This window comes from Haemophilus parainfluenzae, from assembly GCF_900450995.1.
GTDB classification, from domain to species: domain Bacteria; phylum Pseudomonadota; class Gammaproteobacteria; order Enterobacterales; family Pasteurellaceae; genus Haemophilus_D; species Haemophilus_D parainfluenzae_O.
Map to the genome: position 1 here is coordinate 565,799 of NZ_UGHY01000002.1, position 25,495 is coordinate 591,293.

General features: G+C 39.1%; 27 protein-coding genes and 2 pseudogenes. 19 read left to right on the plus strand and 10 right to left on the minus strand.

The genetic code is table 11. The features are described from left to right. Positions 1-49: 49 nt before the first annotated feature. The 3 genes from rluC (at position 50) to hflX (ending at position 2,763) form a co-directional block, all read left to right on the plus strand. Positions 50-1,030, plus strand: a complete 981-nt coding sequence (rluC, locus tag DX522_RS02820; RefSeq protein ID WP_115179747.1) for a 23S rRNA pseudouridine(955/2504/2580) synthase RluC — start codon at positions 50-52, stop codon at positions 1,028-1,030. An 86-nt stretch (positions 1,031-1,116) separates the two neighbouring features. Next, on the plus strand, positions 1,117-1,398 hold the full coding sequence (gene hfq, locus DX522_RS02825) for an RNA chaperone Hfq (protein ID WP_070715258.1): 282 nt from the start codon (positions 1,117-1,119) through the stop codon (positions 1,396-1,398). A 9-nt stretch (positions 1,399-1,407) separates the two neighbouring features. Continuing rightward, the gene (gene hflX, locus DX522_RS02830) at positions 1,408-2,763 is read left to right on the plus strand and encodes a ribosome rescue GTPase HflX (RefSeq protein WP_115179748.1); all 1,356 of its coding nucleotides are present in this window, start codon (positions 1,408-1,410) and stop codon (positions 2,761-2,763) included. On the opposite strand, the gene DX522_RS02835 is transcribed toward hflX, so the two are convergent. The 6 genes and pseudogenes from DX522_RS02835 to mepM form a co-directional block, all read right to left on the minus strand. After that, entirely contained in the window at positions 2,753-3,703 is a 951-nt protein-coding gene (locus DX522_RS02835; RefSeq protein ID WP_115179749.1) for a sigma 54-interacting transcriptional regulator, read from the minus strand. The genes hflX and DX522_RS02835 overlap by 11 nt on opposite strands. Before the next feature lie 120 nt (positions 3,704-3,823). After that, the gene (locus DX522_RS02840; protein ID WP_115179750.1) at positions 3,824-4,732 is read right to left on the minus strand and encodes a siderophore ABC transporter substrate-binding protein; all 909 of its coding nucleotides are present in this window, start codon (positions 4,730-4,732) and stop codon (positions 3,824-3,826) included. A gap of 14 nt (positions 4,733-4,746) precedes the next feature. Then, positions 4,747-5,508 carry an ABC transporter ATP-binding protein gene (locus DX522_RS02845; RefSeq protein ID WP_049364475.1) on the minus strand — a complete coding sequence of 254 codons (762 nt, stop codon included), beginning with the start codon at positions 5,506-5,508 and terminating at the stop codon, positions 4,747-4,749. Next, complete coding sequence (locus DX522_RS02850) at positions 5,499-6,458, minus strand: iron chelate uptake ABC transporter family permease subunit (protein ID WP_049364474.1); 960 nt, start codon at positions 6,456-6,458, stop codon at positions 5,499-5,501. The genes DX522_RS02845 and DX522_RS02850 overlap by 10 nt, the downstream gene beginning before the upstream one ends. Then, positions 6,451-7,403, minus strand: a pseudogene (locus DX522_RS02855) (ABC transporter permease). The gene DX522_RS02850 and the pseudogene DX522_RS02855 overlap by 8 nt, the downstream one beginning before the upstream one ends. Before the next feature lie 133 nt (positions 7,404-7,536). After that, on the minus strand, positions 7,537-9,015 hold the full coding sequence (gene mepM / locus DX522_RS02860; protein ID WP_115179751.1) for a murein DD-endopeptidase MepM: 1,479 nt from the start codon (positions 9,013-9,015) through the stop codon (positions 7,537-7,539). A 176-nt stretch (positions 9,016-9,191) separates the two neighbouring features. Between mepM and znuC the strand changes: the two genes are divergently transcribed. The 5 genes from znuC to tilS all read left to right on the plus strand — a co-directional run bounded on the left by znuC (position 9,192) and on the right by tilS (position 14,089). Beyond that, the gene (gene znuC, locus DX522_RS02865; protein ID WP_115179752.1) at positions 9,192-9,986 is read left to right on the plus strand and encodes a zinc ABC transporter ATP-binding protein ZnuC; all 795 of its coding nucleotides are present in this window, start codon (positions 9,192-9,194) and stop codon (positions 9,984-9,986) included. A 9-nt stretch (positions 9,987-9,995) separates the two neighbouring features. Then, the gene (gene znuB, locus DX522_RS02870) at positions 9,996-10,781 is read left to right on the plus strand and encodes a zinc ABC transporter permease subunit ZnuB (RefSeq protein ID WP_115179753.1); all 786 of its coding nucleotides are present in this window, start codon (positions 9,996-9,998) and stop codon (positions 10,779-10,781) included. Positions 10,782-10,868: 87 nt separating this feature from the next. Then, the gene (gene accA, locus DX522_RS02875) at positions 10,869-11,816 is read left to right on the plus strand and encodes an acetyl-CoA carboxylase carboxyl transferase subunit alpha (RefSeq protein WP_115179754.1); all 948 of its coding nucleotides are present in this window, start codon (positions 10,869-10,871) and stop codon (positions 11,814-11,816) included. A 114-nt stretch (positions 11,817-11,930) separates the two neighbouring features. Further along, positions 11,931-12,797 carry a pyridoxal kinase gene (gene pdxY / locus DX522_RS02880; RefSeq protein WP_115179755.1) on the plus strand — a complete coding sequence of 289 codons (867 nt, stop codon included), beginning with the start codon at positions 11,931-11,933 and terminating at the stop codon, positions 12,795-12,797. Beyond that, positions 12,797-14,089: a tRNA lysidine(34) synthetase TilS gene (gene tilS, locus DX522_RS02885; protein WP_115179756.1), complete on the plus strand. Its 1,293-nt coding sequence runs from the start codon at positions 12,797-12,799 to the stop codon at positions 14,087-14,089. Before pdxY ends, tilS begins: the two co-directional genes overlap by 1 nt. Before the next feature lie 15 nt (positions 14,090-14,104). Here tilS and mutH read toward each other — a convergent pair whose 3' ends face one another. From mutH to DX522_RS02900, 3 genes are all read right to left on the minus strand, one after another. Continuing rightward, on the minus strand, positions 14,105-14,776 hold the full coding sequence (gene mutH, locus DX522_RS02890) for a DNA mismatch repair endonuclease MutH (RefSeq protein ID WP_049374471.1): 672 nt from the start codon (positions 14,774-14,776) through the stop codon (positions 14,105-14,107). Continuing rightward, complete coding sequence (locus DX522_RS02895) at positions 14,773-15,312, minus strand: methylated-DNA--[protein]-cysteine S-methyltransferase (protein WP_049374472.1); 540 nt, start codon at positions 15,310-15,312, stop codon at positions 14,773-14,775. Before DX522_RS02895 ends, mutH begins: the two co-directional genes overlap by 4 nt. A gap of 74 nt (positions 15,313-15,386) precedes the next feature. Further along, the gene (locus DX522_RS02900; RefSeq protein ID WP_115179757.1) at positions 15,387-16,766 is read right to left on the minus strand and encodes an outer membrane protein transport protein; all 1,380 of its coding nucleotides are present in this window, start codon (positions 16,764-16,766) and stop codon (positions 15,387-15,389) included. Between the two features lie 201 nt (positions 16,767-16,967). Here DX522_RS02900 and DX522_RS02905 point away from each other — a divergent pair, with 201 nt between their 5' ends. The 3 genes from DX522_RS02905 to purN all read left to right on the plus strand — a co-directional run bounded on the left by DX522_RS02905 (position 16,968) and on the right by purN (position 19,153). Continuing rightward, the gene (locus DX522_RS02905) at positions 16,968-17,255 is read left to right on the plus strand and encodes a YfcZ/YiiS family protein (RefSeq protein ID WP_115179758.1); all 288 of its coding nucleotides are present in this window, start codon (positions 16,968-16,970) and stop codon (positions 17,253-17,255) included. A gap of 153 nt (positions 17,256-17,408) precedes the next feature. Next, positions 17,409-18,446, plus strand: a complete 1,038-nt coding sequence (gene purM / locus DX522_RS02910) for a phosphoribosylformylglycinamidine cyclo-ligase (protein ID WP_049374474.1) — start codon at positions 17,409-17,411, stop codon at positions 18,444-18,446. 68 nt (positions 18,447-18,514) lie between these two features. Further along, positions 18,515-19,153, plus strand: a complete 639-nt coding sequence (gene purN / locus DX522_RS02915; protein ID WP_049374488.1) for a phosphoribosylglycinamide formyltransferase — start codon at positions 18,515-18,517, stop codon at positions 19,151-19,153. Positions 19,154-19,209: 56 nt separating this feature from the next. On the opposite strand, the gene DX522_RS02920 is transcribed toward purN, so the two are convergent. Then, on the minus strand, positions 19,210-19,824 hold the full coding sequence (locus DX522_RS02920; RefSeq protein WP_049374475.1) for an OmpW family outer membrane protein: 615 nt from the start codon (positions 19,822-19,824) through the stop codon (positions 19,210-19,212). A gap of 213 nt (positions 19,825-20,037) precedes the next feature. Here DX522_RS02920 and DX522_RS02925 point away from each other — a divergent pair, with 213 nt between their 5' ends. From DX522_RS02925 to mtgA, 8 genes and pseudogenes are all read left to right on the plus strand, one after another. After that, on the plus strand, positions 20,038-20,793 hold the full coding sequence (locus tag DX522_RS02925) for a beta-methylgalactoside transporter (RefSeq protein WP_115179759.1): 756 nt from the start codon (positions 20,038-20,040) through the stop codon (positions 20,791-20,793). Position 20,794: 1 nt separating this feature from the next. Beyond that, the gene (locus tag DX522_RS02930; protein WP_049374477.1) at positions 20,795-21,349 is read left to right on the plus strand and encodes a septation protein A; all 555 of its coding nucleotides are present in this window, start codon (positions 20,795-20,797) and stop codon (positions 21,347-21,349) included. Further along, a complete protein-coding gene (gene yciA / locus DX522_RS02935; RefSeq protein ID WP_070775677.1) occupies positions 21,349-21,819 on the plus strand; it encodes an acyl-CoA thioester hydrolase YciA in 471 nt (156 codons plus the stop codon). Before DX522_RS02930 ends, yciA begins: the two co-directional genes overlap by 1 nt. 12 nt (positions 21,820-21,831) lie before the next feature. Beyond that, the gene (locus DX522_RS02940) at positions 21,832-22,128 is read left to right on the plus strand and encodes a YciI family protein (protein ID WP_115179760.1); all 297 of its coding nucleotides are present in this window, start codon (positions 21,832-21,834) and stop codon (positions 22,126-22,128) included. Between the two features lie 66 nt (positions 22,129-22,194). Beyond that, complete coding sequence (locus DX522_RS11640) at positions 22,195-22,479, plus strand: hypothetical protein (protein ID WP_262054153.1); 285 nt, start codon at positions 22,195-22,197, stop codon at positions 22,477-22,479. 518 nt (positions 22,480-22,997) lie between these two features. Beyond that, positions 22,998-24,386 (plus strand): annotated as a pseudogene (locus DX522_RS02945) (transglycosylase SLT domain-containing protein); the annotation flags it as partial. A gap of 32 nt (positions 24,387-24,418) precedes the next feature. Next, positions 24,419-24,727: a trp operon repressor gene (gene trpR, locus DX522_RS02950; protein WP_005696738.1), complete on the plus strand. Its 309-nt coding sequence runs from the start codon at positions 24,419-24,421 to the stop codon at positions 24,725-24,727. Further along, positions 24,705-25,451 carry a monofunctional biosynthetic peptidoglycan transglycosylase gene (mtgA, locus tag DX522_RS02955; protein WP_262054155.1) on the plus strand — a complete coding sequence of 249 codons (747 nt, stop codon included), beginning with the start codon at positions 24,705-24,707 and terminating at the stop codon, positions 25,449-25,451. The genes trpR and mtgA overlap by 23 nt, the downstream gene beginning before the upstream one ends. The last annotated feature ends 44 nt before the right edge of the window (positions 25,452-25,495 follow it).

Here is a 25,495-nt window from a genome sequence, read left to right on the forward strand (position 1 = left end):
CCAGGGATATTGTGATATGATTCAGCCCAATTTTTAAAGGACAGATTCAATGACTGAAAAACAAGAAAAAATCATCAATCAATCCGTCAAAATGCTCACGATTTCTGAGGATGAAGCAGGACAACGCATTGATAATTATTTATTGGCAAAATTAAAAGGCGTACCAAAAAGTTTGATTTATCGCATTCTGCGTAAAGGCGAAGTACGTGTGAACAAAGGGCGAATCAAACCTGAATATAAATTGCAAAATGGCGATGTGGTGCGTGTACCACCAGTTCGTATTTCTGAAAAAAATACTGCCCCAATTTCTAAAAACTTGAATAAAGTCGCTTCCCTTGAAAGCCATATTCTTTTTGAAGATGACTGTTTATTAGTATTGAACAAACCTTCTGGCATTGCGGTTCATGGCGGGAGCGGCTTGAATTTTGGTGTAATTGAAGCGCTTCGTACATTACGCCCTGAAGCCCGTTTTTTAGAATTGGTTCACCGTTTAGACAGAGATACATCGGGCATTTTATTGGTAGCGAAGAAACGCTCTGCCTTACGCAACTTACACGAACAACTTCGTGTTAAAACCGTACAAAAAGATTATCTCGCGCTCGTTCGTGGGCAATGGCAATCTCATGTAAAAGTCGTGCAAGCGCCTTTATTAAAAAATGAGCTGGCTAGTGGTGAACGCATCGTTAAAGTCAGTGAACAAGGCAAACCTTCAGAAACGCGATTTTCCATTGAAGAACGCTATCAAAATGCGACCTTAGTAAAAGCGTCGCCTGTAACGGGAAGAACCCATCAGATCCGAGTTCATACTCAATATGCTGGTCACCCGATTGCACTAGATGATAAATACGGTGATAAAGAATTCGATAAATATATGCAAGATCTCGGACTCAATCGTTTGTTTTTACATGCATTTTCTATTCGCTTTGAACACCCTAAAACGGGCGAAACATTACGTTTCAATGCACAACTAGATGAAAAAATGAAAACAATTCTGAAAAAACTGCGTGAAAGCAAAGAGATAAACCCATAGACAAGAAAAATGTTTATTGCTATATTTGGTGATGGAGACAACTCGTTTCTATCATTAATTAACATATAACAACAAAGGATAGCAAAATGGCAAAAGGACAATCATTACAAGATCCTTATTTGAATGCGTTACGCCGTGAACGTATTCCTGTTTCGATTTATCTCGTTAATGGGATTAAATTACAGGGGCAAATCGAATCATTCGACCAATTCGTGATTTTATTAAAAAACACTGTTAATCAAATGGTGTACAAACACGCTATTTCAACTGTGGTTCCAGCACGTTCTGTTTCTCACCACAATAATAACGGCCATCATGCAGCACAAACTTCTGACGCTGCAACAGAAGTAGAAACACAAGCAGAATAATTCTGTTCAATGAATGATTTCATCAATTTAAGTGCGGTTGAAAATTCACCTGAAATTTCAACCGCACTTTCGTCATCTAAAACAGGCGACAATAGCCAATCGGCGAAAGATAAAGCTATCGTCGTGCATGTATTCTTTTCTCAAAATAAAAACATTGAAGATCTGCAAGAATTCCAACTTTTAGCAGAATCTGCCAATGTTGAGATTTTACAAATCATCACCACGAGCCGAGCGACACCTCAAGCGAAATATTTTATCGGTGAAGGGAAAGCACAAGAAATTGCTGATGCAGTGAGAGCCTTAGATGCCGATGTCGTTTTGGTGAATCATCAATTAACCCCTGCTCAGACCCGTAATTTAGAAAGCATCTGCCAATGTCGTGTAGTGGATCGCACTGGGGTGATTTTAGATATCTTTGCTCAACGAGCCCGATCGCACGAAGGGAAATTACAAGTTGAATTAGCTCAGCTTAAGCATTTATCCACTCGATTAGTTCGTCGAAAAACAGGCTTAGATCAGCAAAAAGGTGCGGTTGGATTACGTGGTCCAGGGGAAACGCAATTAGAAACGGATCGCCGTTTAATCAAGGTTCGTATTGCACAGTTGCAAAATCGTTTGGCGAAAGTCGAAAAACAACGTAATCAAAATCGCCAAACTCGCCAAAAAGCAGATATTCCCACCATTTCCTTAGTGGGTTATACCAATGCGGGAAAATCAACACTATTCAATTTCATCACGCAAGCGAATGTCTATGCCGCGGATCAGCTTTTTGCCACCCTCGATCCCACATTAAGACGTTTACAAATTCAAGATGTTGGTACGGCAATTCTCGCGGATACCGTTGGTTTTGTTCGCCAACTCCCCCATGATTTAGTGTCCGCTTTTAAATCTACCTTGCAAGAAACGGTAGAAGCCAGTTTGTTATTGCACGTCATTGATGCAGCAGACGCTCGAAAGATCGAAAATATTGAAGCCGTGAATTTAGTATTGGAAGAAATTAAGGCTGACAAAGTACCGGTATTGTTGGTGTATAACAAAATCGATTTATTGGAAAATGTGGCGCCCCATATTGAATATGATGACGAGAATAAGCCCGTTGCTGTTTACCTTTCAGCACATTCAGGTGAAGGATTAGATCTGCTACTTGAAGCCATTAAAGTGCGGTTGAAAAATGAGATACTTTCTTTCACCCTCACACTGCTCCCTCAAGAGGGCAAAATTCGCCATGCGCTCTATCAATTAGATAGCATTCGTCACGAACAAATTTCGGATGAAGGTGAATTTATCCTCAATGTACAAATTGATAAAGTCGAATGGCTCAAACTTTGTAAACAATTCCCTAAACTGTCAGAAATTATTTACTAATACCGTATTGTTTTAATTTATTGGCGATCGCCGTGTGTGATACGCCTAATCGTTGTGCCAATTTTCGTGTACTTGGATACTGAGCATAAAAAGCACGCAATACACTCGCCTCATATTGCCCCATAATCTCATCCAGGGTTTGCTCACCAAAATCATCCGCAGAAATGACCGCACTTTGTACGGGTTTTAAATTTAAACTTTCAATATTAAGCTGGTTATTTTTCGCTAAGGAACAGGCACGATACAAGACATTGTAAAGCTCTCGCACATTACCTTGCCAAGTCTGCCCTTTCAAATAATTCAAAAAATCAGCATCATATTGCGGCATTGGAATCTTAAGCTGCGTGCTAATTTCTTGTAAAAAACCGTCCGTTAAAGGTTGAATGTCCTCCACTCGCTCACGTAATGGCGGTACATTTAGTGCTAAGACATTTAAGCGATGGAATAAATCACTGCGCAATTTCCCTTGTTCTAACAACTTTTCCATCGGTTCTTGTGAAGTACAAATCACCCGAACATTTGCATGATGTTCTTTTTCTTCCCCCACTCGACGGAAAGAACCATCCGTTAAAAAACGCAATAATTTTGCCTGCAAACTTAATGAAAGCTCGGCAATGCCATCTAACAACACCGTGCCTTCGTTAGCATATTCAAAAAAACCGATGGTTTCACTGTCACCCACTTTACGCCCAAACATTTCGCTTTCCGCATCTTCATCCGGCAGGCCTGCACAGTTTACTGCAATGAATTTTTTCTCACGACGCAAGCTCGCAAAATGGCAAGCTTTTGCTAATAAATCTTTACCCGTGCCAGTTTCACCCTGAATTAAAAGCGGCACATCAAACATCGCAAAACGTTGTGCATTTTCGACCGCACTTTTCATGGAAAGGCTTTGAGTGACAAAGCAAGAGAACGGATCTTGTGGATTAAATGTCAGCATAAAATAAGCTCTGTTTTATTAAATGATGCCGATATGATAGGAAGTTTATTGATATGTGTAAAGATTAATTTACATATAAAAAGGGCAATCCTTGACTGCCCTTTTAAATAATTTTTCGTATTATTTTTTCACTGCACGATCAAGTTCTTGTGCGATGATTTCCATGCTTTCTAAGCCACCAAACGCAAGATACCAATTGGCTGCATCAAGGTACACAATGTGTCCATCTTTATATGCTTTGGTTTGTTTGATGATATCGTTATCCAATACTTTTTGCGCATTGTTGGCTTTTTCTGTAATGGCCGCTGTACGATCCACTACAAGTAAAAAGTCTGGATTTTTTTCTAAGATATATTCAAAACCAACGCTTTGTCCATGCGTAGACGATTTGATGCTGTTATCAATCGGTTTAAAACCAAATTTTTGATACACCATGCCATAGCGAGAACCGTCACCAAAAGCACTGATTTTACTTTCATTAACCAATACCAACAAAGCTGTTTTGTCTTTAGCATCTTTTGCGACTTGGTCAACCTTGCTTTCCAATGCTGAAAGTTTTTCTTTCGCGACACTTTCTTTACCAAAAACCTGACCAAGTGCGGTCACATTTTGTTGAAAACTTGTGTAGTAATTATTGTAGTCATTTTCAACATTAAATACTGGCGCAATTTCTTTAAATTTATCGATCATTTTTTCTTGACGCTTAGAAACAATGATCAAATCCGGATTAAGTTCGTTAATTTGCTCCAATGATTGTTCTTTCAAATCGCCGACATTTTTATATTTTTTGTCTGCAAATTCTGCAAGATAAGTTGGGAGTTTTCCGCTTTGTGGGAAGCCCACAATTTTATCTTTCACACCTAATGCACGAAGTGTGTCTGCTGCACCAAAATCGAGAACCACCACACGTTGTGGATTTTGTGGCACGACTTGTTTTCCAACGGAATTTTCCACCGTAATATCCGCAGCTTGTACAACACCAGAAAGTGCGAAGAGTGAAAGTGCTAAAGTTGATAATGTTTTTTTCATGAAGATTTCCTTATTTATCTAAAATAAACGGCAATTTTATGGTCGTCGATATCCTGAATCGGAATCGCCATGTCATAAATATCTTGTAATACGGTTGATTGCATAATGTGGTTAACTTCACCTTGGTGCACTAGTTTTCCATTTTTCATGGCAACAATATAGTCTGAATAACAAGAGGCGAAATTAATATCATGAATCACAATCACCACGGTTTTGTTGAGTTCTGTCGCTAATTTACGCAAAACTTGCATGATCTGCACTGAATGTTTCATATCCAGATTATTTAATGGTTCATCCAACAAAATATAATCGGTATCTTGAGCAAGTGTCATCGCAATATAAGCACGTTGCCGCTGACCGCCACTTAAACTATCGATATATTGGTGGCGAATATCATCTAAATCCATATAGGCAATAGCATTATCAATAAAAGTGCGGTCAGTTTGAGTTAAGTTTCCTTTGGAATAAGGGAAGCGCCCAAACGAGACTAAATCTTCAATGGTTAGACGCAGATTAATGTTGTTCGTTTGCTTTAAGATCGCAAGCTGTTTCGCAATATCACTACTTTTTTTGCGATTGAGCAATTCACCATTGAGATACACATCTCCGTTATCAGCACTTAACAAACGGCTAATAATAGACAGCACCGTACTCTTCCCCGCGCCATTCGGTCCGATAAAAGACGTAATTTTCCCCGTAGGAATAGTAACGGATACATTATCCACCACCTTTTTGCTTCCGTAACTTTTAGTAATATTGCGAATTTCTATTGCCATTTTTTGTTTGCTCTTAATAACAAATAAATAAAGTACACACCGCCGACAAAATTAACGATGATGCTTAATGTCGTGCGGAACGTAAAAATATGGGTCACTAATAATTGCCCTAAAACCAAGGTTATGATGGAAATTAACATCGCGGCAGGAATGAGTACCTTGTAACGATAATCACGAACAAATTCAAAGGTCACGTTCATCACTAATAACCCAAGGAAAGTAAGTGGGCCAACAAGTGCGGTCGACACTGACGTTAAAATTGCCACGAGAATTAATAGGATTTTTAAGGTCTTTTGGTAATCGATCCCTAAGTTAATGGCATTTTCTCGCCCTAACGCCAACACATCAAAGCAATGCCAATATCTCAGACTAAAAACAATGGTCGCGACTAAAATGGCTAATGCGACCCACAAGATTTGTGTATTGATTCGGTTGAAACTGGCAAAGCCAATATCTTGTGCGATCTGGAATTCATTTGGGTCAATCAACACTTCCATAAACGTCGTTAAGCTACCAAAGAAGGTGCCGAAAATAATCCCGACAAGCAACAAGAAGAAAATATTTTGGTTTTCTTTCTTAAACAGGAAGTGATAAAGCACTAATGAAAACGCCATCATTAATCCCGTACACAAGACAAACAATGCAATCGAATTCATTGAAAGCAATGTGCTTGAGCCGAAAAGGAAAATTATCGTCGTTTGAATCAGTAAATACAGCGAATCTAAACCCAAAATACTCGGCGTGAGAATTCGGTTATTCACAACCGTTTGGAAAATCATCGTAGCAAGTGCAATTGCCGCGCCTGTAATCACAATCGCAATTAAGGATAAGGCACGATTTTCCAAGGCATATTGCCAACGGTTTGGTAAGTTGTAGCCTAAATAAAGTGCAAGAGAAACAATGGCTAACAACGATAATACAATCAGTTGAGAAGAAGATTTCTTAGCCATTTCTATACCGCTTTAATAATAAAAATAAGAAGATACCACTACCAAATACACCCACCACGGCATTAATGGAAATCTCATAAGGATAAATCACACTTCGACCTAAAATATCGCAGAATAAGACAAATACCGCACCTAATAAGGCAGTATGAGATAACACTTTCTTCAAGTTATCCCCTAAATAAAGGGTGACGATATTCGGGATAATTAACCCAAGAAAGGGATCACGCCAACAGACACGATAATAATTGAAGACACGACCGCCACAATGAGCAATCCGAGATAAAGGATCTGGTTGTAATTTAGACCTAGATTAACCGCAAAATCTTTCCCCATCCCGACAATAGAAAAACGATGCGCAAATAAATAAGCCACGATAAGTGTAGGAATACTGAAATACAACAATTCATAGCGACCAGACATCACAAGAGAAAAATCCCCTTGCAGCCATCCAGATAAGTTTTGCAATAAATCTTCTTTATAAGCGATAAAGGCAGTAATTGAACTGATGATATTACCAAACATAATCCCCACTAAGGGCACAAAAATCGTGTCCTTGAATTTCAAACGGGACAGAATCGTCATAAATAACAATGTGCCAAGGAAAGACACGATGACCGCAATGGTGGTTTTTAACAACATCGAAGCTGTTGGGAAAAACAGCATCGCCATTAAAATCCCTAATCTTGCACTGTCCATTGTGCCCGCAGTGGTGGGAGAAACAAATCGGTTTCGACTGAGTTGCTGCATCACTAAGCCACAAATACTTAAGGATGCACCTGCAATCAAGATACTGATTAAGCGAGGCACGCGACTAATTAAAAAGATCTGCCATTGATTACCCTCAAACTTCAGTAATCCTTGTAAATTAACGGTACTTACCCCGAGAAAAAGTGAAACAAAGGAAAGCACGATCAACAGAAAAATCAGATAACGTCTCTTAATCATAAAAATGAGAATAATTCTAAAATGCAAAGAGGATAGCATATTGAGGAAAAAGAGAAAAGATGAAGAGCGGTCAGTTTTCAGCTAATTTTTTAGGCCTATAAAAATGCGGTCAAATTTGACCGCATTTTATTCACTATAATTTTAATGTTCTTTCAACTTCTTTCGCTCGGACTAAGAATTGCTTACGCTCTGCAGTTGCCATACCGCTGCTGGTACCTGGTAATTTCACCGTAAGCGGGTTCACCGCTCGCTCATTGATATGAAATTCGTAGTGCAAGTGTGGACCGGTTGAAATACCCGTATTACCAGTTAATGCAATGCGCTCCCCTTTCTTCACTGTTTGGCCCGCACGCACTAAAGCACTACTTAAATGCATATACACCGTTTGATATTCACGACCATGGCGTATCACCACATAACGTCCTGCACCACCGGCTTGATAAGCCACTTTTTCCACCACACCTTCTGCTGGCGCAATAACTGGCGTACCTGGTGAAACAGCAAAGTCTACCCCTTTATGCGGACGAACACGTCCCGTTACCGGATGGCGGCGATTTGGGTTAAATGGTGACGAAATACGTGCTTGGCGTTGTAATGGATAGCGCGCAAAACCTTTGCCAAGGGTTTCCCCTTGCTTATCGTAGTAGCGACCATTCGCTGCTTGAATACCATAATAGCTCTTACCATCTGCCATAATGTGAATGGCTTCAACGTTACCTTGACCAGTTAATTTATCGCCTAAATATTCACGTGATACCAAAATCGCAAACTTAGTACCTTTACTGAGTTTTTGAAGGCTTACTTGCCATTGTAATGCTGAGCTTAATTGGCTGATTTGACGACCATCTAGACCTAAATCACGCAAACTTGATGCAAAAGATCCGTTAATTGTTCCTTTTAACACCTCTTTCTTCCAGATACTTTTCTTCTCTAGAATTTGGCGTTTAAACTTACCGTCTTCCGTGCGTTCATAAATACGTTCTTCTTTTTCAGACACCAACCAGTTTAAATACTCCAGCTGATCTTCTTTATCTAAAATCCAATAGAACTGCTGACCTGCGCGTAAATTTTTTAATTCAGGATATTCGGCAATTAAGTTCTTCGCTGTATCATCTTCCAAACCTGAAAGCTCTAACACATCTTTTAAGGAGTCGCCACGCACCACGGTATGACTAAATTGATCGGTAATACGCAATGCCTGATCGGCCACATCTAAAATACCACTCAGCGCATCTTGAGCATCTTTTGGTAAATCATTAAGATCATCAAATTGCGGTTTGATTTCATCGACTTCATCATCTTTGGCTTGAAGTTCATCATCATAAGAAGTTGCATCTTCCGTATTAGCATGTTGTTTTACTTCGGGATGTTCGCCTTCTTGAGATTGAGGATTACCCGATTCCGTTTTTTCAGGTGTCAGAGATTGATATTGAACGTTATCTACCATCTCTGGTTCAAGATTACTTTGCAGAGAAGGATCATAATCAGCGGTATCTTTAAAGGCGAGGAAAATGCCCGTTAAAATAAGCAAAAGTGCGGCGAAAAAAATCGCCGCTTTTATGCGGGATTTTCGTTTCCGTCTATCTCTGGCTAATTTAACGTGTTGAACCATTTGATACCTTTAAAATGAGTAAAAAGTTTTTCGTTTCTCAGACTACAAACTCTGGGAAAAATTCATTTTACCCTAAAAATATAAAATCTTATGCCTAAATATTAGGCATTGTCGGAATTTCTTGAGAAAAATAAGGAAATGAGCTATTTTAGTAGGCTATTTTTAAAGGGGGGATTATGCAAATTCACGCCATTCAACCAGCCCAACCAATACCACTAATTACACTGAAAAATATCAATGTGGTCTTTGAACAAAAGACCGCATTGCGGAATATTAATCTCAGCATTTATCCCAATTCCATTATCACCATTGTTGGGCCAAATGGTGGGGGAAAATCAACTCTTTTAAAAACCTTATTAAAATTACAAGCGCCAACATCCGGTGAAGTGATTTATAGCGCGAATGTCAGAATTGGCTATGTCCCACAAAAAATTCACCTCGATCACAGCTTACCGATGACGGTTGAGCGTTTTCTGGCGCTCAAAAAAGGTGTTAAAACACAAGAAATATCAACCGCACTTGAGCAACTCTCTATTACTCATTTGAGAAAAAATAATATGCAAAAACTCTCTGGTGGCGAGATGCAACGTGTATTATTGGCCCGTGCGATTTTGAATAAACCCAATTTACTGGTGCTAGATGAACCCACTCAAGGGGTGGATATTAATGGTCAAGCTGAACTTTATCAGCTAATTCATCGTACTCAACAAGCCTTAAATTGCGCAGTATTAATGGTTTCCCATGATTTGCATATCGTGATGGCGGACAGTAAAGAAGTGCTGTGCATCAATCAACATATTTGCTGTGCCGGCACACCAGAAAGCCTGTCGAATGATCCCACATTTATGCGCCTTTGGGGCAATCAAATCTCACAAAATGTGGGCTTTTATACACACCATCATAATCACCACCATAATATGCATGGTGATGTTTGTAGTTACAGCGCCAATCCATCAGAATGCCAACAATAAGGAAAAATCATGTTTGAGATTTTATTTCCCGCCTTGCTTACGGGCTTACTGCTTTCCTTAATTACCGCACCACTGGGTGCCTTTGTGGTATGGCGTAAAATGGCTTATTTTGGTGATACCCTTTCCCACTCGGCCTTACTCGGTGTGGCATTAGGCATTTTCTTACAAATTAATCCTTATGTTGCCATTGTGATTTTGACGATTATTCTTGCCGTATTAATGGTATGGCTCGAAAGTAACACGCAATTTTCAGTGGATACCCTTTTAGGCATTATCGCACACAGTTGTCTTTCTCTTGGTGTGGTCACGGTTGGTTTGCTTAAAAATGTCCGCGTAGATTTAATGAGTTATCTTTTTGGGGATTTGCTCGCTATTAATTTTAACGATTTACCTTATATTGGCGTGGGTGTCGTCATTGTATTAGGCACATTGCTTTACTTCTGGCAAGCCTTACTCTCCACCACAGTTTCACCTGAACTGGCTCAAGTGGAAGGCATTAACATTAAAAAAATGCGATTTATTTTGATGATTTTGACCGCACTTACCATTGCCTTAAGTATGAAGTTTGTTGGAGCTCTGATTATTACATCGCTATTAATTATTCCCGCCGCAACAGCAAGACGTTTTGCCAAAACACCTGAACAAATGGTGTTTATTGCGATTTTAATCAGTATGCTTTCCGTCGTTGGCGGGTTATTCCTTTCCGCCTTTTATGATACTGCTGCGGGGCCTTCTGTCGTGATTTGTTCCACATTTTTGTTTTTGTTATCATTACTAAAAAAGGAATATTTATAATCCGCTCCAACCAGTGAAAACCATTTGCACCGCACCTTAAATCTTGATAAAGTGCGGGCAACTTTTGACGATATTTTAGGATAAGAAATGAGCCAAGAATATTTAGATTTTGAATTACCTATTGCTGAACTTGAAGCCAAAATTGAAGCGCTACGTTCAGCATCTGATGACAAAATTGATTTACACGATGAAATTAAACGCTTGCAAAAGAAAAGCGATGAATTAACTAGAAAAACCTTTGCAAATCTTGATGCATGGCAGGTTTCTCGTATGGCACGTCACCCAAATCGTCCATACACGCTTGATTATATCGAACATATTTTTACTGATTTCCAAGAACTTGCGGGCGATCGTGCCTTTGCAGATGATAAAGCAATCGTAGGTGGTCTTGCTCGTTTAGATGGTCGCGCGGTAATGATTATCGGTCACCAAAAAGGTCGTACAGTAAAAGATAAAGTAACACGTAACTTTGGTATGCCAGCACCTGAAGGCTATCGTAAAGCGTTACGCTTAATGCAAATGGCTGAGCGTTTTAACTTGCCTATTATTACCTTTATCGACACGCCAGGGGCTTACCCAGGCATCGGTGCAGAAGAACGTGGTCAATCTGAAGCCATTGCTCGTAACTTACGTGAAATGTCTACATTAAGAGTGCCTGTTATCTGTACGGTAATCGGTGAAGGCGGTTCTGGTGGTGCATTAGCCATTGGTGTGGGTGACAAAGTGAATATGTTGCAATATTCAACTTATTCTGTTATTTCACCAGAAGGCTGTGCTTCTATCTTATGGAAAAGCGCAGAAAAAGCGTCAACCGCAGCAGAAGTCATGGGCTTAACCGCAACTCGTTTAAAAGAGTTAGGTTTAATTGATAATATCGTTCAAGAGCCATTAGGTGGTGCGCATCGTAATTATCATGAAATGGCACGTAATTTAAAACAATGCCTTATTGAAGAACTAAACGAACTCGATACCTTCGACAAAGATGGCTTATTAGAAAGACGTTATGAACGTTTAATGTCTTACGGTTATTGTTAATAAAATAGAAAAAGAGCGGTTAGTTTAACCGCTCTTTTTGTGTTTTGAAAAAAATGTTGCATGGATGCAAGAAACAGCATCAATGCCTAAAATAATATAAAAGGAGAACTCAAAATGAAAAACGTATTAGCAATCCAATCTCACGTAGTTTATGGTTTCGCTGGTAATAAATCTGCCACCTTTCCAATGCAGCTATTAGGCGTGGATGTATGGGCACTCAATACCGTGCAATTCTCTAACCATACTCAATATGGTAAATGGACAGGGATGGTGATCCCACAAGAACAAATTGGTGAGATCGCCAACGGTTTAGATGCCATTGGAAAACTGCAAGAATGTGATGCTTTGCTTTCTGGCTATTTAGGTTCAGCTGAGCAAGTTGACAAAATTATCTATGCTTTAGAAAAAATCAAAGCACGTAACCCAAATGCACTTTACTTGTGCGATCCAGTGATGCCAAATGCCGAAAAAGTCTGCGTGGTGGCGGATGGTGTACGTGAACGCTTAATTGAAAAAGCCATTCCACGTGCAGATATTATGACGCCAAACCTTTCTGAGCTTCGTACGCTTTCTGACTTCCCTATCAATACGTTTGAAGATGTCCTCAAAGCGGCTAATGCGTTAGTTGCCAAAGGTGTGAAAAAAGTGTTGGTCAAACACCTAGGAAAAGCAGGTAAATTAAATGATCCCAATACCTTTGAAATTATTATGGCGACACCTGAAGGTGTATGGCATTTAAATCGTCCACTTTATAAATTTAGCTTTGAACCTGTTGGTGTGGGTGATTTAATTGCGGGGACTTTCTTGGCGCATTACTTAAACTGTGGCAATGATGTAGAAGCTTTTGAAAAAATGAATAATGCGGTGGCGGGCGTAATGAAAACTACCTTTGATTTAAAATCTTACGAACTCCAACCTATTGCAGCACGTTTTGAGATCTTAAATCCAAGCACAAACTACAAAGCTGTTAAAGTTGCCTAATGGATCTTTTTTCATTATTCCAAGCACAAATCCCAACCACCGCCAATAAGCTTTTCATCGCTTTTAGCGGTGGTTTGGATTCAACTGCACTGCTTTCTTTAGTTAAAAAACTCAGCGAAAAACGACCGCACTTAAGTCTGCGAGCTATCCATATCCATCATGGATTAAGCCCGAATGCGGGTGCTTGGACGGCTCATTGCCAACAACTCTGTAAACAATTTGCCATTCCACTTATTATTGAAAAAGTCAAAGTGGAAATGCACGATGGCATTGAAGCTGGGGCAAGAGAAGCGCGTTATCAGGCGATTTTGAAACATATTCAGCCAGATGAATATCTGGTCACTGCACATCATTTAAATGATCAAACTGAGACTTTTTTCCTAGCGCTAAAACGAGGCGCAGGATTACAAGGTTTAGGCGCAATGCAGAAAGAAAGTCAATTGTTCGGGATGCCTATTCTACGCCCGCTTCTTTCTTTTACCCGTAATGAATTAGAAGATTACATTCAGCAAGAAAATCTGTCTTGGGTCGAAGACGAAAGTAATCAAGATAATCATTACGATCGCAATTTCTTACGTAACCAAATTTTGCCTGAAATACGCCAACGCTGGGGACATTTTGATCATGCAGTTCAGCGTGCCGCACAACATTGTTTTGAGCAACAACAATTAATTAATGAATTATTACAAACTTGCTTTGAGCAACATCTTCTTGAGGATCAAAAACAGTTTTCACTCGTAAATTTTCTAGACTATTCATTGCAAAAACAAACCGCACTTTTACGAATGTGGTTGGCTAAAAATCAGATAGCCATGCCAACGCAGATTCAATTAGCACATATTATTGATGATGTAATTAAAGCCAAAGCAGATGCAACCCCCCAATTTCAACTCGGAGAACATATTATTCGCCGATATCAACAACGTCTCTATTTAACAGAGAAATTCGTTGATTTGTCGAAAACTTGTCTTGATATGCCGTTAAATCAACAGATTACTTTGCCTGATAATCTTGGAACAATTTATGCAACCCACAATGAGACAGGTATTTTAGTCAATTGGAACGAAAAACAGGTTCAACTTGCCGATACGCAAGAACCGATTCAAATACGATTTGCTTATACTGGCAAGGTAAAACGACAACATAATCGTCCTGCCGAAACCATGAAAAAAATCTGGCAAGAGCTCGGTGTTACGCCTTGGCAACGACATCGTATTCCACTCATTTTTTATGGTGAGACTTTACAAAGTGCGGTGGGGTTTTTCCGTGTTTTTCAGAACTTAGAAAAATAAAAAATGGGTGATGATTCACCCATTTTTATGATTAAGAAAAGCGTTTAAAATGCCTGCCGTAAATTCTTTCCGTAAATAAAACCCCAGCGGCAAGGTATCAATCACCTCCCCATTTTTACCAATGCCTTTCGTAATGGCTTTGCTGTTAGCACCTTTTGGACGCAGCTGCATGACTTCACCAATACGTGCCGTAATCTCATCTAACTTTCCGAGCACAATATAATCCATCAACTCTTCCCAATCTTGTTTTAATTGACGTTCTTGCTCAGCGCTTGGCTTCCATAAAATTGGCGTGCCGATATGGCGTTCACGTAATGGAATATGACGGCTGCCTTCAATTGGCATCCAAAGTACACAAGAAAGTTTATGACGAACGTGGGAATTTTCCCATTTAACCCCTGAATTTTGTACCAATGGGGCAAGGCTCACAAAAGTGGTTTCAAGAGGATAACCCTCAGCATTAATCGGTAACGTTTTAAGTTCAACACCTAAATGAGAAAAATCCTGTTCAGCTTTACTCCCTGCCGTTGCGCCTAAAGCGCGCTCTAATAACATGCCTACCCAGCCTTTATCACGTTTTAAATCAAGCGGGACGGGGATATGCAATTCATCAGCTAACTCCCCAAAAGTTAAGCCTGCAATTGATTGTGCTTGGGAAAGCAATTGTTCAAGGTTTTGTGGAATCATTCGTGATATTTCTTAAAAAAGCGAGGCTTCGTGTTTTCAGTGCCTTTATCAATATAAGGAATTTTTTCTAACTGTAATAAAAAACGTTTTGCCTCTAAGCCACCACCAAAACCAGTTAAAGTACGATCTTTACCTAAAATTCGGTGACAAGGAATAATAATGCTAATCGGATTACTGCCTACCACGCCACCCACGGCACGAACAGCTTTAGGATTATTAATCCGTAACGCCAGCTCTCCATAAGTTGAAAGCTCGCCATAATCAATTTCTCGCAAGGCTTGCCAAATCGCTTGTTGAAACACGGTGCCTTCTGGTTTTAAAGGAATGTCTGAAAAACGCTCAACTTCCCCATTAAAATATCGTTCAAAAGCCAACCGCACTTTTTGAAAAATAGGCAATTCATCTTTCTTGTGCCATTTTGGATTAGGCGCATATTGCTCTTTTTCAAAATCAATATGAGTAATACTTTCACCATCAGATAAAATCAAAAGACATCCAACTGGTGAGGGATAATAAGTGTAATAAAGTGCGGTCATTTTTCGCCTTATTTTATAAAAGAAAAGCACACCTCGTGTGGAAGTGTGCTTTATTATCCTTGATTTTTTCTAAATTAGAAACGGTAGTTAATATTTAAACCGTAAAGATTAGCTTTAGAAGTCACTTTAAATTGACCAGATAAGCCTTCTTTAAAGCTATTTTTCTTACCACGTAAATGTGAATATCCGAAATCAGCAGATAGATTTGGCGTAAAACGATAAGTTGCACCTAAGCTATACCACATACGATCTGTATCTGGAATTGAAATAGAAGGATGATTTACGCTTGCACTCTTATCGTATGCAACGCCTGCTCTCAATGTCAAGGCGTCATTTGCATTATAAGAAAAACCTAGAGCATAGCGTGATGCATTACTAAATTTCTCATCCTTATGGAATAAGGTATTACCATTATTACCATATGCTGTTAAGCTTTTTAAGCGTTTCCATTCAGTATATTTATAACTATATTGAACAGCTAATTTATCCGTGATTTTATGGAAACCAGAGAATTCCCAATAAGCTGGTAAATTTAACGTTAAACTTCCTGGCACATTTTCCCCACCTGTCGCTTGACTAATCGGTAAAGAAACACCTGAAGCAGCTAAACGCATTAGTAATGCATTATAAGCAACAGGGAATTGATTTGAATATTCACCTTTAAACTTAACATTTACAGCAGAATGATATGCTAAGCCCCAGCGATGGTTTTCATTTAATTTATAAGTTAACCCTGCATTCCAACCAAGGCTCCATTTATCACCTTTAATTTTTGACACAGATGTATTTGATGGCATATTTGCTAATTGACCCGCAACAGCATTTAACTGAGCAGCCTGAACCGCCTGTCCTGCATTAGCTGCTTGAGTCGCTTTAGCCTGTAACTGACGAGCAATCGCTTTACCACCGATGCCTAGATGACGTTCAACCTCTGCATCTGAGTGAATCGCATTTAAACCGAAACCCGCACTAAATCCATAACCAAGATCATATGCCCCACTTAAATTAAAGTTTAATGCTGTCAATTCTGTTCTACCGCCATAAACACCAGCAGCATATTGATTGCCATACTCAGATTTCAAACCATAATTTACGTTTAATCCTCCACCTAATGCGAAACGCTCTGTGACAGGAACAACAGCATACATGTTTGGAACGATTGCATTTGGAATCACATTTTTATGATTAGCAGGTACGCCACCAATAGATCCAGCAACATCAACATCTGCATCAACTAAAATACCACCAACAGAAAACTCTGCTTTTTTAAACTCAGTCATTAACGCAGGGTTGGTAGCCACTACAGATGCATTATCTGCTACTGCTGCATTACCCGCATAAGCCATACCAAGACCTGAAGTCGATACTTCCGCCAATTGAAACGCTGCAGCATTTACCCCACCAGCTGCTAATAACATCGCAGTTGCTAATACAGATTGATTAAATTTTTTCATTTGGAAACCTTTGTTATAAATAAAAATCTGGGCGATTCTAAAACCCGAATCTATTGAGTGCAAATTATTTTAGATTAATTTAAAAGTGTTCCGACCAGTGATAAATAAATGATATTTAAATTTAAAAAATGCGGCTACTTTGGCAGAGCGTTTTAAAAATGCTAGAATAAAACCAATCTTAATTTGAAATAAGGAAATCCTATGACAGTAACATGCAAAGCAGAAGAATCTCTCACTTGTAGTTGTGTTGATGTGGGTACGATTATTGACGGTTCAGATTGCGCTGTTGATATTCATCAAACCTATGCGAATAAAGCTGAAGCTGAAGCGGCACTTAATCGTTTCATGGAAAAAGCACGCAAAACAGAAAGCGATCCTTGCGACATTAAAAGTGAAATCACAGAAACTGAAAATGGCGCCAATTTAACGGCGCGTTTTACATTTAGCTGCCAAGCTGAAGCGATGATTTTTGAATTAGCGAATCGCTAAAAATACATTAAAAAATAACCGCACTTTATCCTTTAAAATAAAGTGCGGTTATTTTTTTAGTTAAAACCCAATTAAATCACTATCGCAAACGTTTGCTTAATCTGATACAATCACGCCGTTTTATCATTTAACCTAAAAATATAGGACAACATTGTGAGCAAACCATCATTAAGTTATAAAGATGCAGGCGTGGATATCAATGCCGGTAACGAATTAGTTGAACGTATTAAACCACACGTAAAACGGACAACTCGCCCTGAAGTCATCGGGGGATTAGGTGGGTTTGGTGCATTATGTGCCATTCCAGGCAAATATAAAGAACCTATCCTTGTTTCCGGTACAGACGGTGTAGGAACCAAATTACGTTTAGCCATTGACTTAAAAAAACACGATACTATCGGTATTGATTTGGTTGCAATGTGTGTTAACGATCTAGTCGTGCAAGGTGCCGAACCATTATTCTTCTTAGATTACTATGCGACTGGAAAACTTGAAGTCGATGTTGCCTCTGATGTGGTAAAAGGTATCGCTGAAGGTTGTGTACAATCGGGTTGTGCATTAGTCGGCGGTGAAACTGCCGAAATGCCAGGTATGTACCACGCTGGCGATTATGACCTAGCAGGTTTCTGTGTGGGTGTCGTCGAAAAATCAGAAATCGTTGATGGTAGCCAAGTTAAAGTAGGAGATGCTTTAATTGCACTAGGTTCAAGTGGCCCGCATTCAAATGGTTATTCTTTAATTCGTAAAGTCATTGATGTTGCTGGCGTCAACCTAGCCACTGAGCAATTAGATGGTCATCCATTAAGTGAACAAGTGCTTGCACCGACAAAAATCTATGTAAAATCTGTTCTCGCTTTAATCAAACAAACGAAAGTCCATGCTATCGCACACTTAACGGGTGGCGGTTTCTGGGAAAATATCCCTCGTGTATTACCGAAAAATACCAAAGCGGTTATTGATGAAAGCAGTTGGGAATGGCAACCCGTATTCAAATGGTTACAAGAAAAAGGCAACATTGAAACCTATGAAATGTACCGCACATTTAACTGTGGCGTTGGTATGGTGATTGCATTACCACAATCGCAAGTGGAAACCGCTTTAGCGATTTTAAAACAATCCGGTGAAAATGCCTGGTTAATCGGTCATATTGAAAATGCGACAGATAACGAACCACAAGTTATTATTAAATAATTTCTCTTTTCCATTTCAGGGCGAAAATTTCAGAATGAAAGGTTCGCCCTTCTTTTATGCAGAATAATATGAAAAAAATTGCCGTCCTGATTTCAGGACAAGGATCAAATCTTCAAGCAATAATTGAGGCTTGTCAAACCCGCTTTATTCCAGGAAAGATTGTGACTGTCATCAGTAATAAAATCGATTCATTTGGCTTAAAACGCGCTAAAAGTGCGGGCATTCCTAGCCGAGTTTTTTTGCGCCAAGATTTTAGTTCCAATCTCGCTATGGATAAGGCTATAGGGGATTATTTAGACGCTCTCAATATTGATCTCATTGTGTTAGCCGGTTACATGAAAATCTTAACCAAACCATTCACACAACGTTTTGCTGGGAAAATTTTAAATATTCATCCTTCCCTTCTGCCAAAATATCCTGGGTTACATACTTATCAAAGGGCACTTGAGAATGGCGAGAGTGAACATGGTACAACCGTGCATTTTGTCAATGAAGAGCTCGATGGCGGCGCCATTGTGTTACAAGCTAAAGTACCGATTTTCCCTGGTGATACCGTCGAGGAAATTGAACTTCGTACACGTGAACAGGAATATAATATTTATCCTTTAGTGATTAAATGGTTTATTGAAGAGCGATTAAAGCTCGAAAACGGTATAGCGTATTTAGATGCCTCCCCTTTACCGATATCTGGCTATGCCGCTGAATAAAGTGAAATAAAAAAGCGATACACATTGTGTACCGCTTTTTTCAGAGCAAGGTTCTATTAGAAACGATAACCTAAACCGACGAAATATACTGTAGGGTCAAGTTTCACCTTCACCGTATGATGTTCACCAGCTAAATTAAAACGCGCTTTGGTTTTAATGTTCGCGTACCACATTGCCGCATTGAAATAAAGATTGTCGGTCAGTTTAATATCGACACCCACGTTCGCAATTGGGCCAACTGAATCTTTTAATCTAAGATCAGATACGCCAGCTAACTTAGCTTTTTCACTGAAAAATGTCGTGTAGTTAAGACCCGCGCCTACATAAGGACGTACGCTAGCATCTTTATCAAAGAAATAGTATTGAGCATATACACTTGGCGGTAAATGTTTAGTTTTACCTACTAAGGCAGAACCTAACTTAATTTCATGACTGAAAGGGGTCGCCGCAAGTAATTCTACCCCGATGTTATCAGTGAACATATAAGTACCGGTTAAACCCAATTGAGTATTGTTGTTCACTTTAAATTTAAAGACATCGCTATTTGTGGTGGTGTGTGTATCCACAAGAACACCACCCGCTCTAACAATAACATCACCTTGCTGATGTGCGTTTGCAAAACCCGCTAATAATGCCGCGCTTAATCCCAATGCTAATGCTGCTTTTTTCATTTTGACTCCTTAGTCATTTTCTTTAAGATTAATTCCCATACAAATTATGGGTAAATATATGATACCTATTTTTAAGTATTAAAAATGTGATCTCTATCAATTTTTTAGAAATTAATGATTAATAATTTTTGATCTAGAACAATTTCTTGTATTTTTAGTTTTTTGATGTCAAAGCTTGTATAATTACTTCACTTTTTTTACCGAGAAAATACAATGCAAATTAACTTTACTCAGATTTTTCAAGATAGCCTCAACTTTATGCGTAATCAGCGAAAAACCGTGCTACTTTTCGTTGGTATTTTCATCATCTCACAATTGATTAATGCATTAGTCAGTGTCCCAATGCCGAGTTTGGGTGATAATCCTAATCCATCACAACAGGATATTATTGATGCATTGAGTAAAGTGGAGCCAACTGCACTGATTGGATCTTTTTTATTCCAACAATTATTGATGTCTTTTATTGCGACCTTCGGTATTGCAACCATTCATCATATTAGTCTGCAAAATGAAAATCCGATTAATCAAGGTCTCATGCTTACATTGCGTCGTTTTTTAGGTGTGGTCGTTTTAGATATTTTTATGAGCTTGCCACTTCTCTTTGGCATAGCGGATGTCATGAGCTCATTTTTAAGCAAAAATGCCCTCTCCCCTCTAGCCTTTGTTTCAATGGTATTTGGTTTATTTTTCTTTGTTCGCCTATGCTTATCGCCTGTGCATTACATTGCCGCAAATCAATCTATCGGGCAAAGTGCTTTACAGGTGTGGCGTGCAGGTATTAAACGTAATGGCTTATTAATTATTTATGCCTTGCTCACTTATTTACTTCTTCCTTTAGTGGTGAATACCATTGGTGCACTCTTGGGTTCATCATTTTTAAGTGCTATCGTTGGTATCTTGGCTGCATTATTTCAAATGTTTATTTTGGTATTTACTTACCGTTTTTACAGCTTATTTATGAAGGCATAATATGAAACAACTTCTTAAATTCATCCCTCTTGTTCTCTTTTTCATCACCTACAAAATATCTGGTGTGCGTGAAGCTGCGATTGTCTTAGTTATTGCAACTATTGTGCAGATGATTGTGTTAAAACTGAAATATGGTGTCATTGAAAAACAACAAAAAATTATAGCCATTGCTGTCGTCTTTTTTGGCTTACTCACAGCCTATTTCGATAAAATCGTATACCTACAATGGAAAGTTACTATCATTAATGCTTTGTTTGCCATTGCTTTATTGGTTGCACAATTCCAATTCAATACGCCACTGGTGAAAAAGTTATTAGGCGAAGAAATCCAATTACCTGATAATGTGTGGAACAAATTGAATTTAGGCTGGGCTGGATTTTTCATTCTGTGTATGCTTGTAAATATTTATATCAGTCAAAATATGTCTGACAATGCTTGGGTTTACTTCAAATCTTTTGGTTTACTTGGTATGACCTTTGTTGCAACAATCATCAGCGGTGCTTATATTTACCGTTACTTACCTAAAGATGATCAAAAAAATGACGAGGACAAATAATGGTTTCAAATCTTACAGATAAAGAAGGTCGTCAATCTAAAGGCGTATTATTACTACGTACCTTAGCGATGCCTTCAGATACCAACGCCAATGGCGATATTTTCGGTGGCTGGATTATGTCCCAAATGGATATGGGCGGAGCAATTCTAGCGAAAGAAATCGCTCATGGCCGTGTGGTCACTGTTGCCGTTGAAAGTATGAACTTCATTAAGCCTATCTCTGTAGGGGATGTAGTTTGCTGCTACGGACAATGTCTTAAAGTGGGACGTTCTTCCATTAAAATTAAAGTGGAAGTATGGGTGAAAAAAGTCTCTAGCGAACCCATTGGTGAACGCTATTGTGTCACCGATGCCGTCTTTACCTTTGTTGCAGTGGATGCTGACGGAAAATCTCGCAGCATTCCACGTGAAGGTAACCATGAATTAGAGCAAGCCTTAAAAACAATTGAAGAATTACACCTAAGTTGCTAACAGGAGAAACATATGTACTATGTAATTTTTACCCAAGATATTCCAGGCACTTTAGAAAAACGCCTTGCTGTACGTGAGCAGCATCTCGCTCGTTTAAAACAATTACAAGCAGAAGGTCGCTTATTAACTGCCGGTCCCAATCCAGCTATTGACGATGAAAACCCAGGCGAAGCTGGCTTTACCGGCTCGACAGTGATTGCTCAATTCGAAAGCCTGTCTGCAGCAAAAGACTGGGCGGCACAAGATCCTTATGTTGAAGCTGGCGTTTACGGTGATGTGATTGTGAAGCCTTTCAAAAAAGTTTTCTAAATAAAACGAACTCTACACTCAAAGACGGATCTAAATATCCGTCTTTCTCTTTATATGGAACCTCCTATGCGAGCACTTAAACACACGACAATTTCGTTATTAATTTTAACCGCACTTTCAGGCTCAGCTTTGGCTAATCAGCATGCCCATAAAAGCAAAAATGAAACAGCGCCACAAATTAACCTTGCAGAAGAACAAGCCAAATGGGCACAACAACAGCACTCTCATGAATTAAAGCTGATTGAACAACGTGCAACTTTTCTACAATTAGAGTCGCTCCTAAAAAGTGCGGTCAAAAATAATCATGTTTCTAATAATGCTAAATTATTTCTTGGCTTATTGATTCTTTAAAAGGTTATCCATTGCAAACTGATGCTATAGCGGCTTATTTAGATGCACGTATAAAAACCGTTAATCGCGATACACCTCGTGAAGAAGTGAATGCATTGCGAACAGACATTGAACAATTTATTCAACAGCATGCCTCTCATTTTCTACGCGGAAAATTAGAACAAAGCATTTTTACATTATTAACCAATGCTGAAGATACTCAAGCACTCGCCGAACTCACGCCAAATAATTTGGAAAGACAAATTGCCGTACTTACGGCTAAATATCAAATAGAAGCAGCCAATACTAGTCAAACGGCAGAAAATCCATCAAACGATAAGAATAAATCGGCTATTTTGTCTGAATATGAACAACTTTGGCTTAATAATGCTGAACTTCCTAATGATGCTCAACTCTGGGCGGCTTGGTATTCACAAGGTGGACGCACTGAAGAGAAGATCTATCAAAAAGCGGAAATGCTCTTTGGTAAAAATGATGCTAAAGGATTAGAAATACTCACTAAAGAGTTAGAAAAAATTGAGAACGCTAAAAAAGATGAGCAAGTAGCCGCTCATTTAGCGCTCTATCAGGATCTCTTAAAAAATCCAGCCAATTTGAAAACACTCGCTGACTCATTGCCATTAATTGATGGTAATACGAATAAAATCATCAATAAATTTGTCGTAGTGCTAGGTTTTGCTCGTTATTTGCGGACCATTCCAGAAAATATGAATGAGCCAACATTCACCCCTTACGAGCAATGGGCGAAGACTTGGCAATTAAACGAAGCTGAATTACGTGATTGGAAAATCGCCTTTATTAACCGTTTCTTTGATAATGAAAGTCCTAATTTTGTGCAATGGCGCGATCAAGAACTTCTCAAACTCAACGCAGATAATCTCATTGAACGTCGTTTGCGTACGGCTATTTGGCAACAAACGGATTTATTAGGTTGGTTGAATGCCCTTTCAGATGAAGCGAAGCAAAAACAAGAATGGCGTTATTGGATGGCTAAAATAGCTGCTCAAGCATCCGATAAAGATGCGAAACAACGATTAGAAGCTTTATCGAAAGAACGTGGGTTTTATCCAATGTTGGCAGCGGTCAAATTAGGCCATTCCTACAAACTGGAAATGCCTAAAATTCCTCAAGAGTCCAATATCCAAGAGAAGTATGCTACTGAATTAGCTGAGATTGCAGAACTGCGTCAATTAGATCGATTAGGCGCAGCCAAACAACGTTGGCGTTCTCTATTAGAAAAATTACCGCAAGAGAAACAACTTGCGTTAAGCCAATATGCAAATGAACAAAATTGGTTTGAATTAGGCGTAGATGGCTCGATTATTGCGAAAGCATGGGATTATATCAACTTACGCTTACCAAATGCTTACAGTCAATATTTTGATATTGCCATCAGTAATGTGAATCTCAACACAACGGAACCGCAAGCAGTTGTGGATAATCGCGTAACCAAAACTTTTGCGATGGCCATTGCTCGCCAAGAAAGTACTTGGAATCCAATGGCACAATCTTCTGCAAATGCTCGAGGATTAATGCAGCTATTACCAAGTACCGCGCAAAAAACAGCAGAAAATCAGCAACTTCCTTATAACGGAGAGTTAGATTTATTCAAACCGCTTAATAATATTTTACTCGGTACGGCTCACTTAAATGAGTTAAATGCTAAATACCCTAATAACCGCATTTTGATCGCCTCTGCCTATAATGCGGGTGCAAGCCGTGTAGAAAAATGGCTTGCGAGAGCCAATGGCAAATTGGCTATGGATGAATTTATTGCCTCCATTCCATTCTTTGAAACTCGAGGTTATGTTCAAAACGTATTAACTTACGATTTTTACTATCAAAACCTACAAGACAAAGAAAAATTACAAACCTTTAGCAAAGAGGAATACGATCGGCTATACTAGTCGCACTAGTTTAATAGTATAGGGTTGTTGATATGTATATTAGTCGCAATTTAGAACAATGGAATGCTTTCCTAGCGACCTTGCAAACCGCATTTGAGCAAGGCAAAGCACAAGATTTCTTAACGCTTCTGCTCACTCCTGATGAACGTGATGCGGTGGGGTTACGTTTACAAATCGTGGCACAGTTATTGGATAAAAATCTCTCCCAACGAGAGATTCAACAAAATCTCAATACCAGTGCGGCAACCATTACGCGTGGTTCTAATATGCTTAAAACAATGGATCCGGATTTTATAAACTGGGTGAAAAGCCAACTCGATGAGCAAGCTGCAAAAAACTAAGCGAATTCTGACCGCACTTTTACATCTTTTTCGCCCATCTTGGTGGAAAAAAAATTGGCAACGGGTTGCGTGGTGTTTTTCTCTCGCAATCCTGGCGTTTTTCATTTGCTTCCGCTTTATCCCTGTTCCCTTCTCTGCCTATATGGCACAGCAAAAAATCGGGCACTTATTACAGTTGGATTTCAGCTATTCAATCAAATACGATTGGGTGAGCCTTGATGAAATCTCACCGAATATGCAACTTGCGGTGATTGCCGCTGAAGATCAAAAATTTCCAAACCATTGGGGCTTTGATTTTGAGGCAATTCAAAAGGCCTTTAAATTTAATGAAAAATCTCGCCGAACCCGAGGCGCTTCAACGATTTCTCAACAAACAGCAAAAAATCTTGTTCTCTGGCATGGACAAAGTTGGTTTCGCAAAGGATTAGAAGTTCCCACAACGGCATTAATGGAAATCTTTTGGTCCAAAGAACGCATTTTAGAAGTGTATTTGAACATCGCAGAATTTGGTAATGGCATCTTTGGTGTAGAAGCAGCTAGTCGCTATTACTTCAAAAAATCAGCGAAAAATTTAACTCAATCAGAAGCGGCATTACTCGCTGCAGTTTTACCGAATCCGATTATCTATAAAGTAAATAAGCCTAGTGCATTAGTTCGTAAAAAACAAAGTTGGATTATGGGACAAATGAATGGATTAGGCTTAAATTATCTGAAAGAAATGTAGATTTTCCATAAAGAAGAAAACCTTGAAACTCACTTTAAGTTTCA

Coding starts and splice junctions, on each gene's coding strand:
- purN (WP_049374488.1), top strand. CDS start 18,515: ATGAAAAAAATTGCCGTCCTGATTTCAGGACAAGGATCAAATCTTCAA.
- hfq (WP_070715258.1), top strand. CDS start 1,117: ATGGCAAAAGGACAATCATTACAAGATCCTTATTTGAATGCGTTACGC.
- DX522_RS02850 (WP_049364474.1), bottom strand. CDS start 6,458: ATGGCTAAGAAATCTTCTTCTCAACTGATTGTATTATCGTTGTTAGCC.
- znuC (WP_115179752.1), top strand. CDS start 9,192: ATGCAAATTCACGCCATTCAACCAGCCCAACCAATACCACTAATTACA.
- pdxY (WP_115179755.1), top strand. CDS start 11,931: ATGAAAAACGTATTAGCAATCCAATCTCACGTAGTTTATGGTTTCGCT.
- DX522_RS11640 (WP_262054153.1), top strand. CDS start 22,195: ATGCGAGCACTTAAACACACGACAATTTCGTTATTAATTTTAACCGCA.
- DX522_RS02840 (WP_115179750.1), bottom strand. CDS start 4,732: ATGAAAAAAACATTATCAACTTTAGCACTTTCACTCTTCGCACTTTCT.
- trpR (WP_005696738.1), top strand. CDS start 24,419: ATGTATATTAGTCGCAATTTAGAACAATGGAATGCTTTCCTAGCGACC.
- DX522_RS02940 (WP_115179760.1), top strand. CDS start 21,832: ATGTACTATGTAATTTTTACCCAAGATATTCCAGGCACTTTAGAAAAA.
- znuB (WP_115179753.1), top strand. CDS start 9,996: ATGTTTGAGATTTTATTTCCCGCCTTGCTTACGGGCTTACTGCTTTCC.
- rluC (WP_115179747.1), top strand. CDS start 50: ATGACTGAAAAACAAGAAAAAATCATCAATCAATCCGTCAAAATGCTC.
- mepM (WP_115179751.1), bottom strand. CDS start 9,015: ATGGTTCAACACGTTAAATTAGCCAGAGATAGACGGAAACGAAAATCC.
- yciA (WP_070775677.1), top strand. CDS start 21,349: ATGGTTTCAAATCTTACAGATAAAGAAGGTCGTCAATCTAAAGGCGTA.
- hflX (WP_115179748.1), top strand. CDS start 1,408: ATGAATGATTTCATCAATTTAAGTGCGGTTGAAAATTCACCTGAAATT.
- DX522_RS02845 (WP_049364475.1), bottom strand. CDS start 5,508: ATGGCAATAGAAATTCGCAATATTACTAAAAGTTACGGAAGCAAAAAG.
- DX522_RS02895 (WP_049374472.1), bottom strand. CDS start 15,312: ATGACCGCACTTTATTACACTTATTATCCCTCACCAGTTGGATGTCTT.
- DX522_RS02900 (WP_115179757.1), bottom strand. CDS start 16,766: ATGAAAAAATTTAATCAATCTGTATTAGCAACTGCGATGTTATTAGCA.
- tilS (WP_115179756.1), top strand. CDS start 12,797: ATGGATCTTTTTTCATTATTCCAAGCACAAATCCCAACCACCGCCAAT.
- DX522_RS02835 (WP_115179749.1), bottom strand. CDS start 3,703: ATGCTGACATTTAATCCACAAGATCCGTTCTCTTGCTTTGTCACTCAA.
- mutH (WP_049374471.1), bottom strand. CDS start 14,776: ATGATTCCACAAAACCTTGAACAATTGCTTTCCCAAGCACAATCAATT.
- DX522_RS02925 (WP_115179759.1), top strand. CDS start 20,038: ATGCAAATTAACTTTACTCAGATTTTTCAAGATAGCCTCAACTTTATG.
- DX522_RS02930 (WP_049374477.1), top strand. CDS start 20,795: ATGAAACAACTTCTTAAATTCATCCCTCTTGTTCTCTTTTTCATCACC.
- DX522_RS02905 (WP_115179758.1), top strand. CDS start 16,968: ATGACAGTAACATGCAAAGCAGAAGAATCTCTCACTTGTAGTTGTGTT.
- accA (WP_115179754.1), top strand. CDS start 10,869: ATGAGCCAAGAATATTTAGATTTTGAATTACCTATTGCTGAACTTGAA.
- mtgA (WP_262054155.1), top strand. CDS start 24,705: ATGAGCAAGCTGCAAAAAACTAAGCGAATTCTGACCGCACTTTTACAT.
- DX522_RS02920 (WP_049374475.1), bottom strand. CDS start 19,824: ATGAAAAAAGCAGCATTAGCATTGGGATTAAGCGCGGCATTATTAGCG.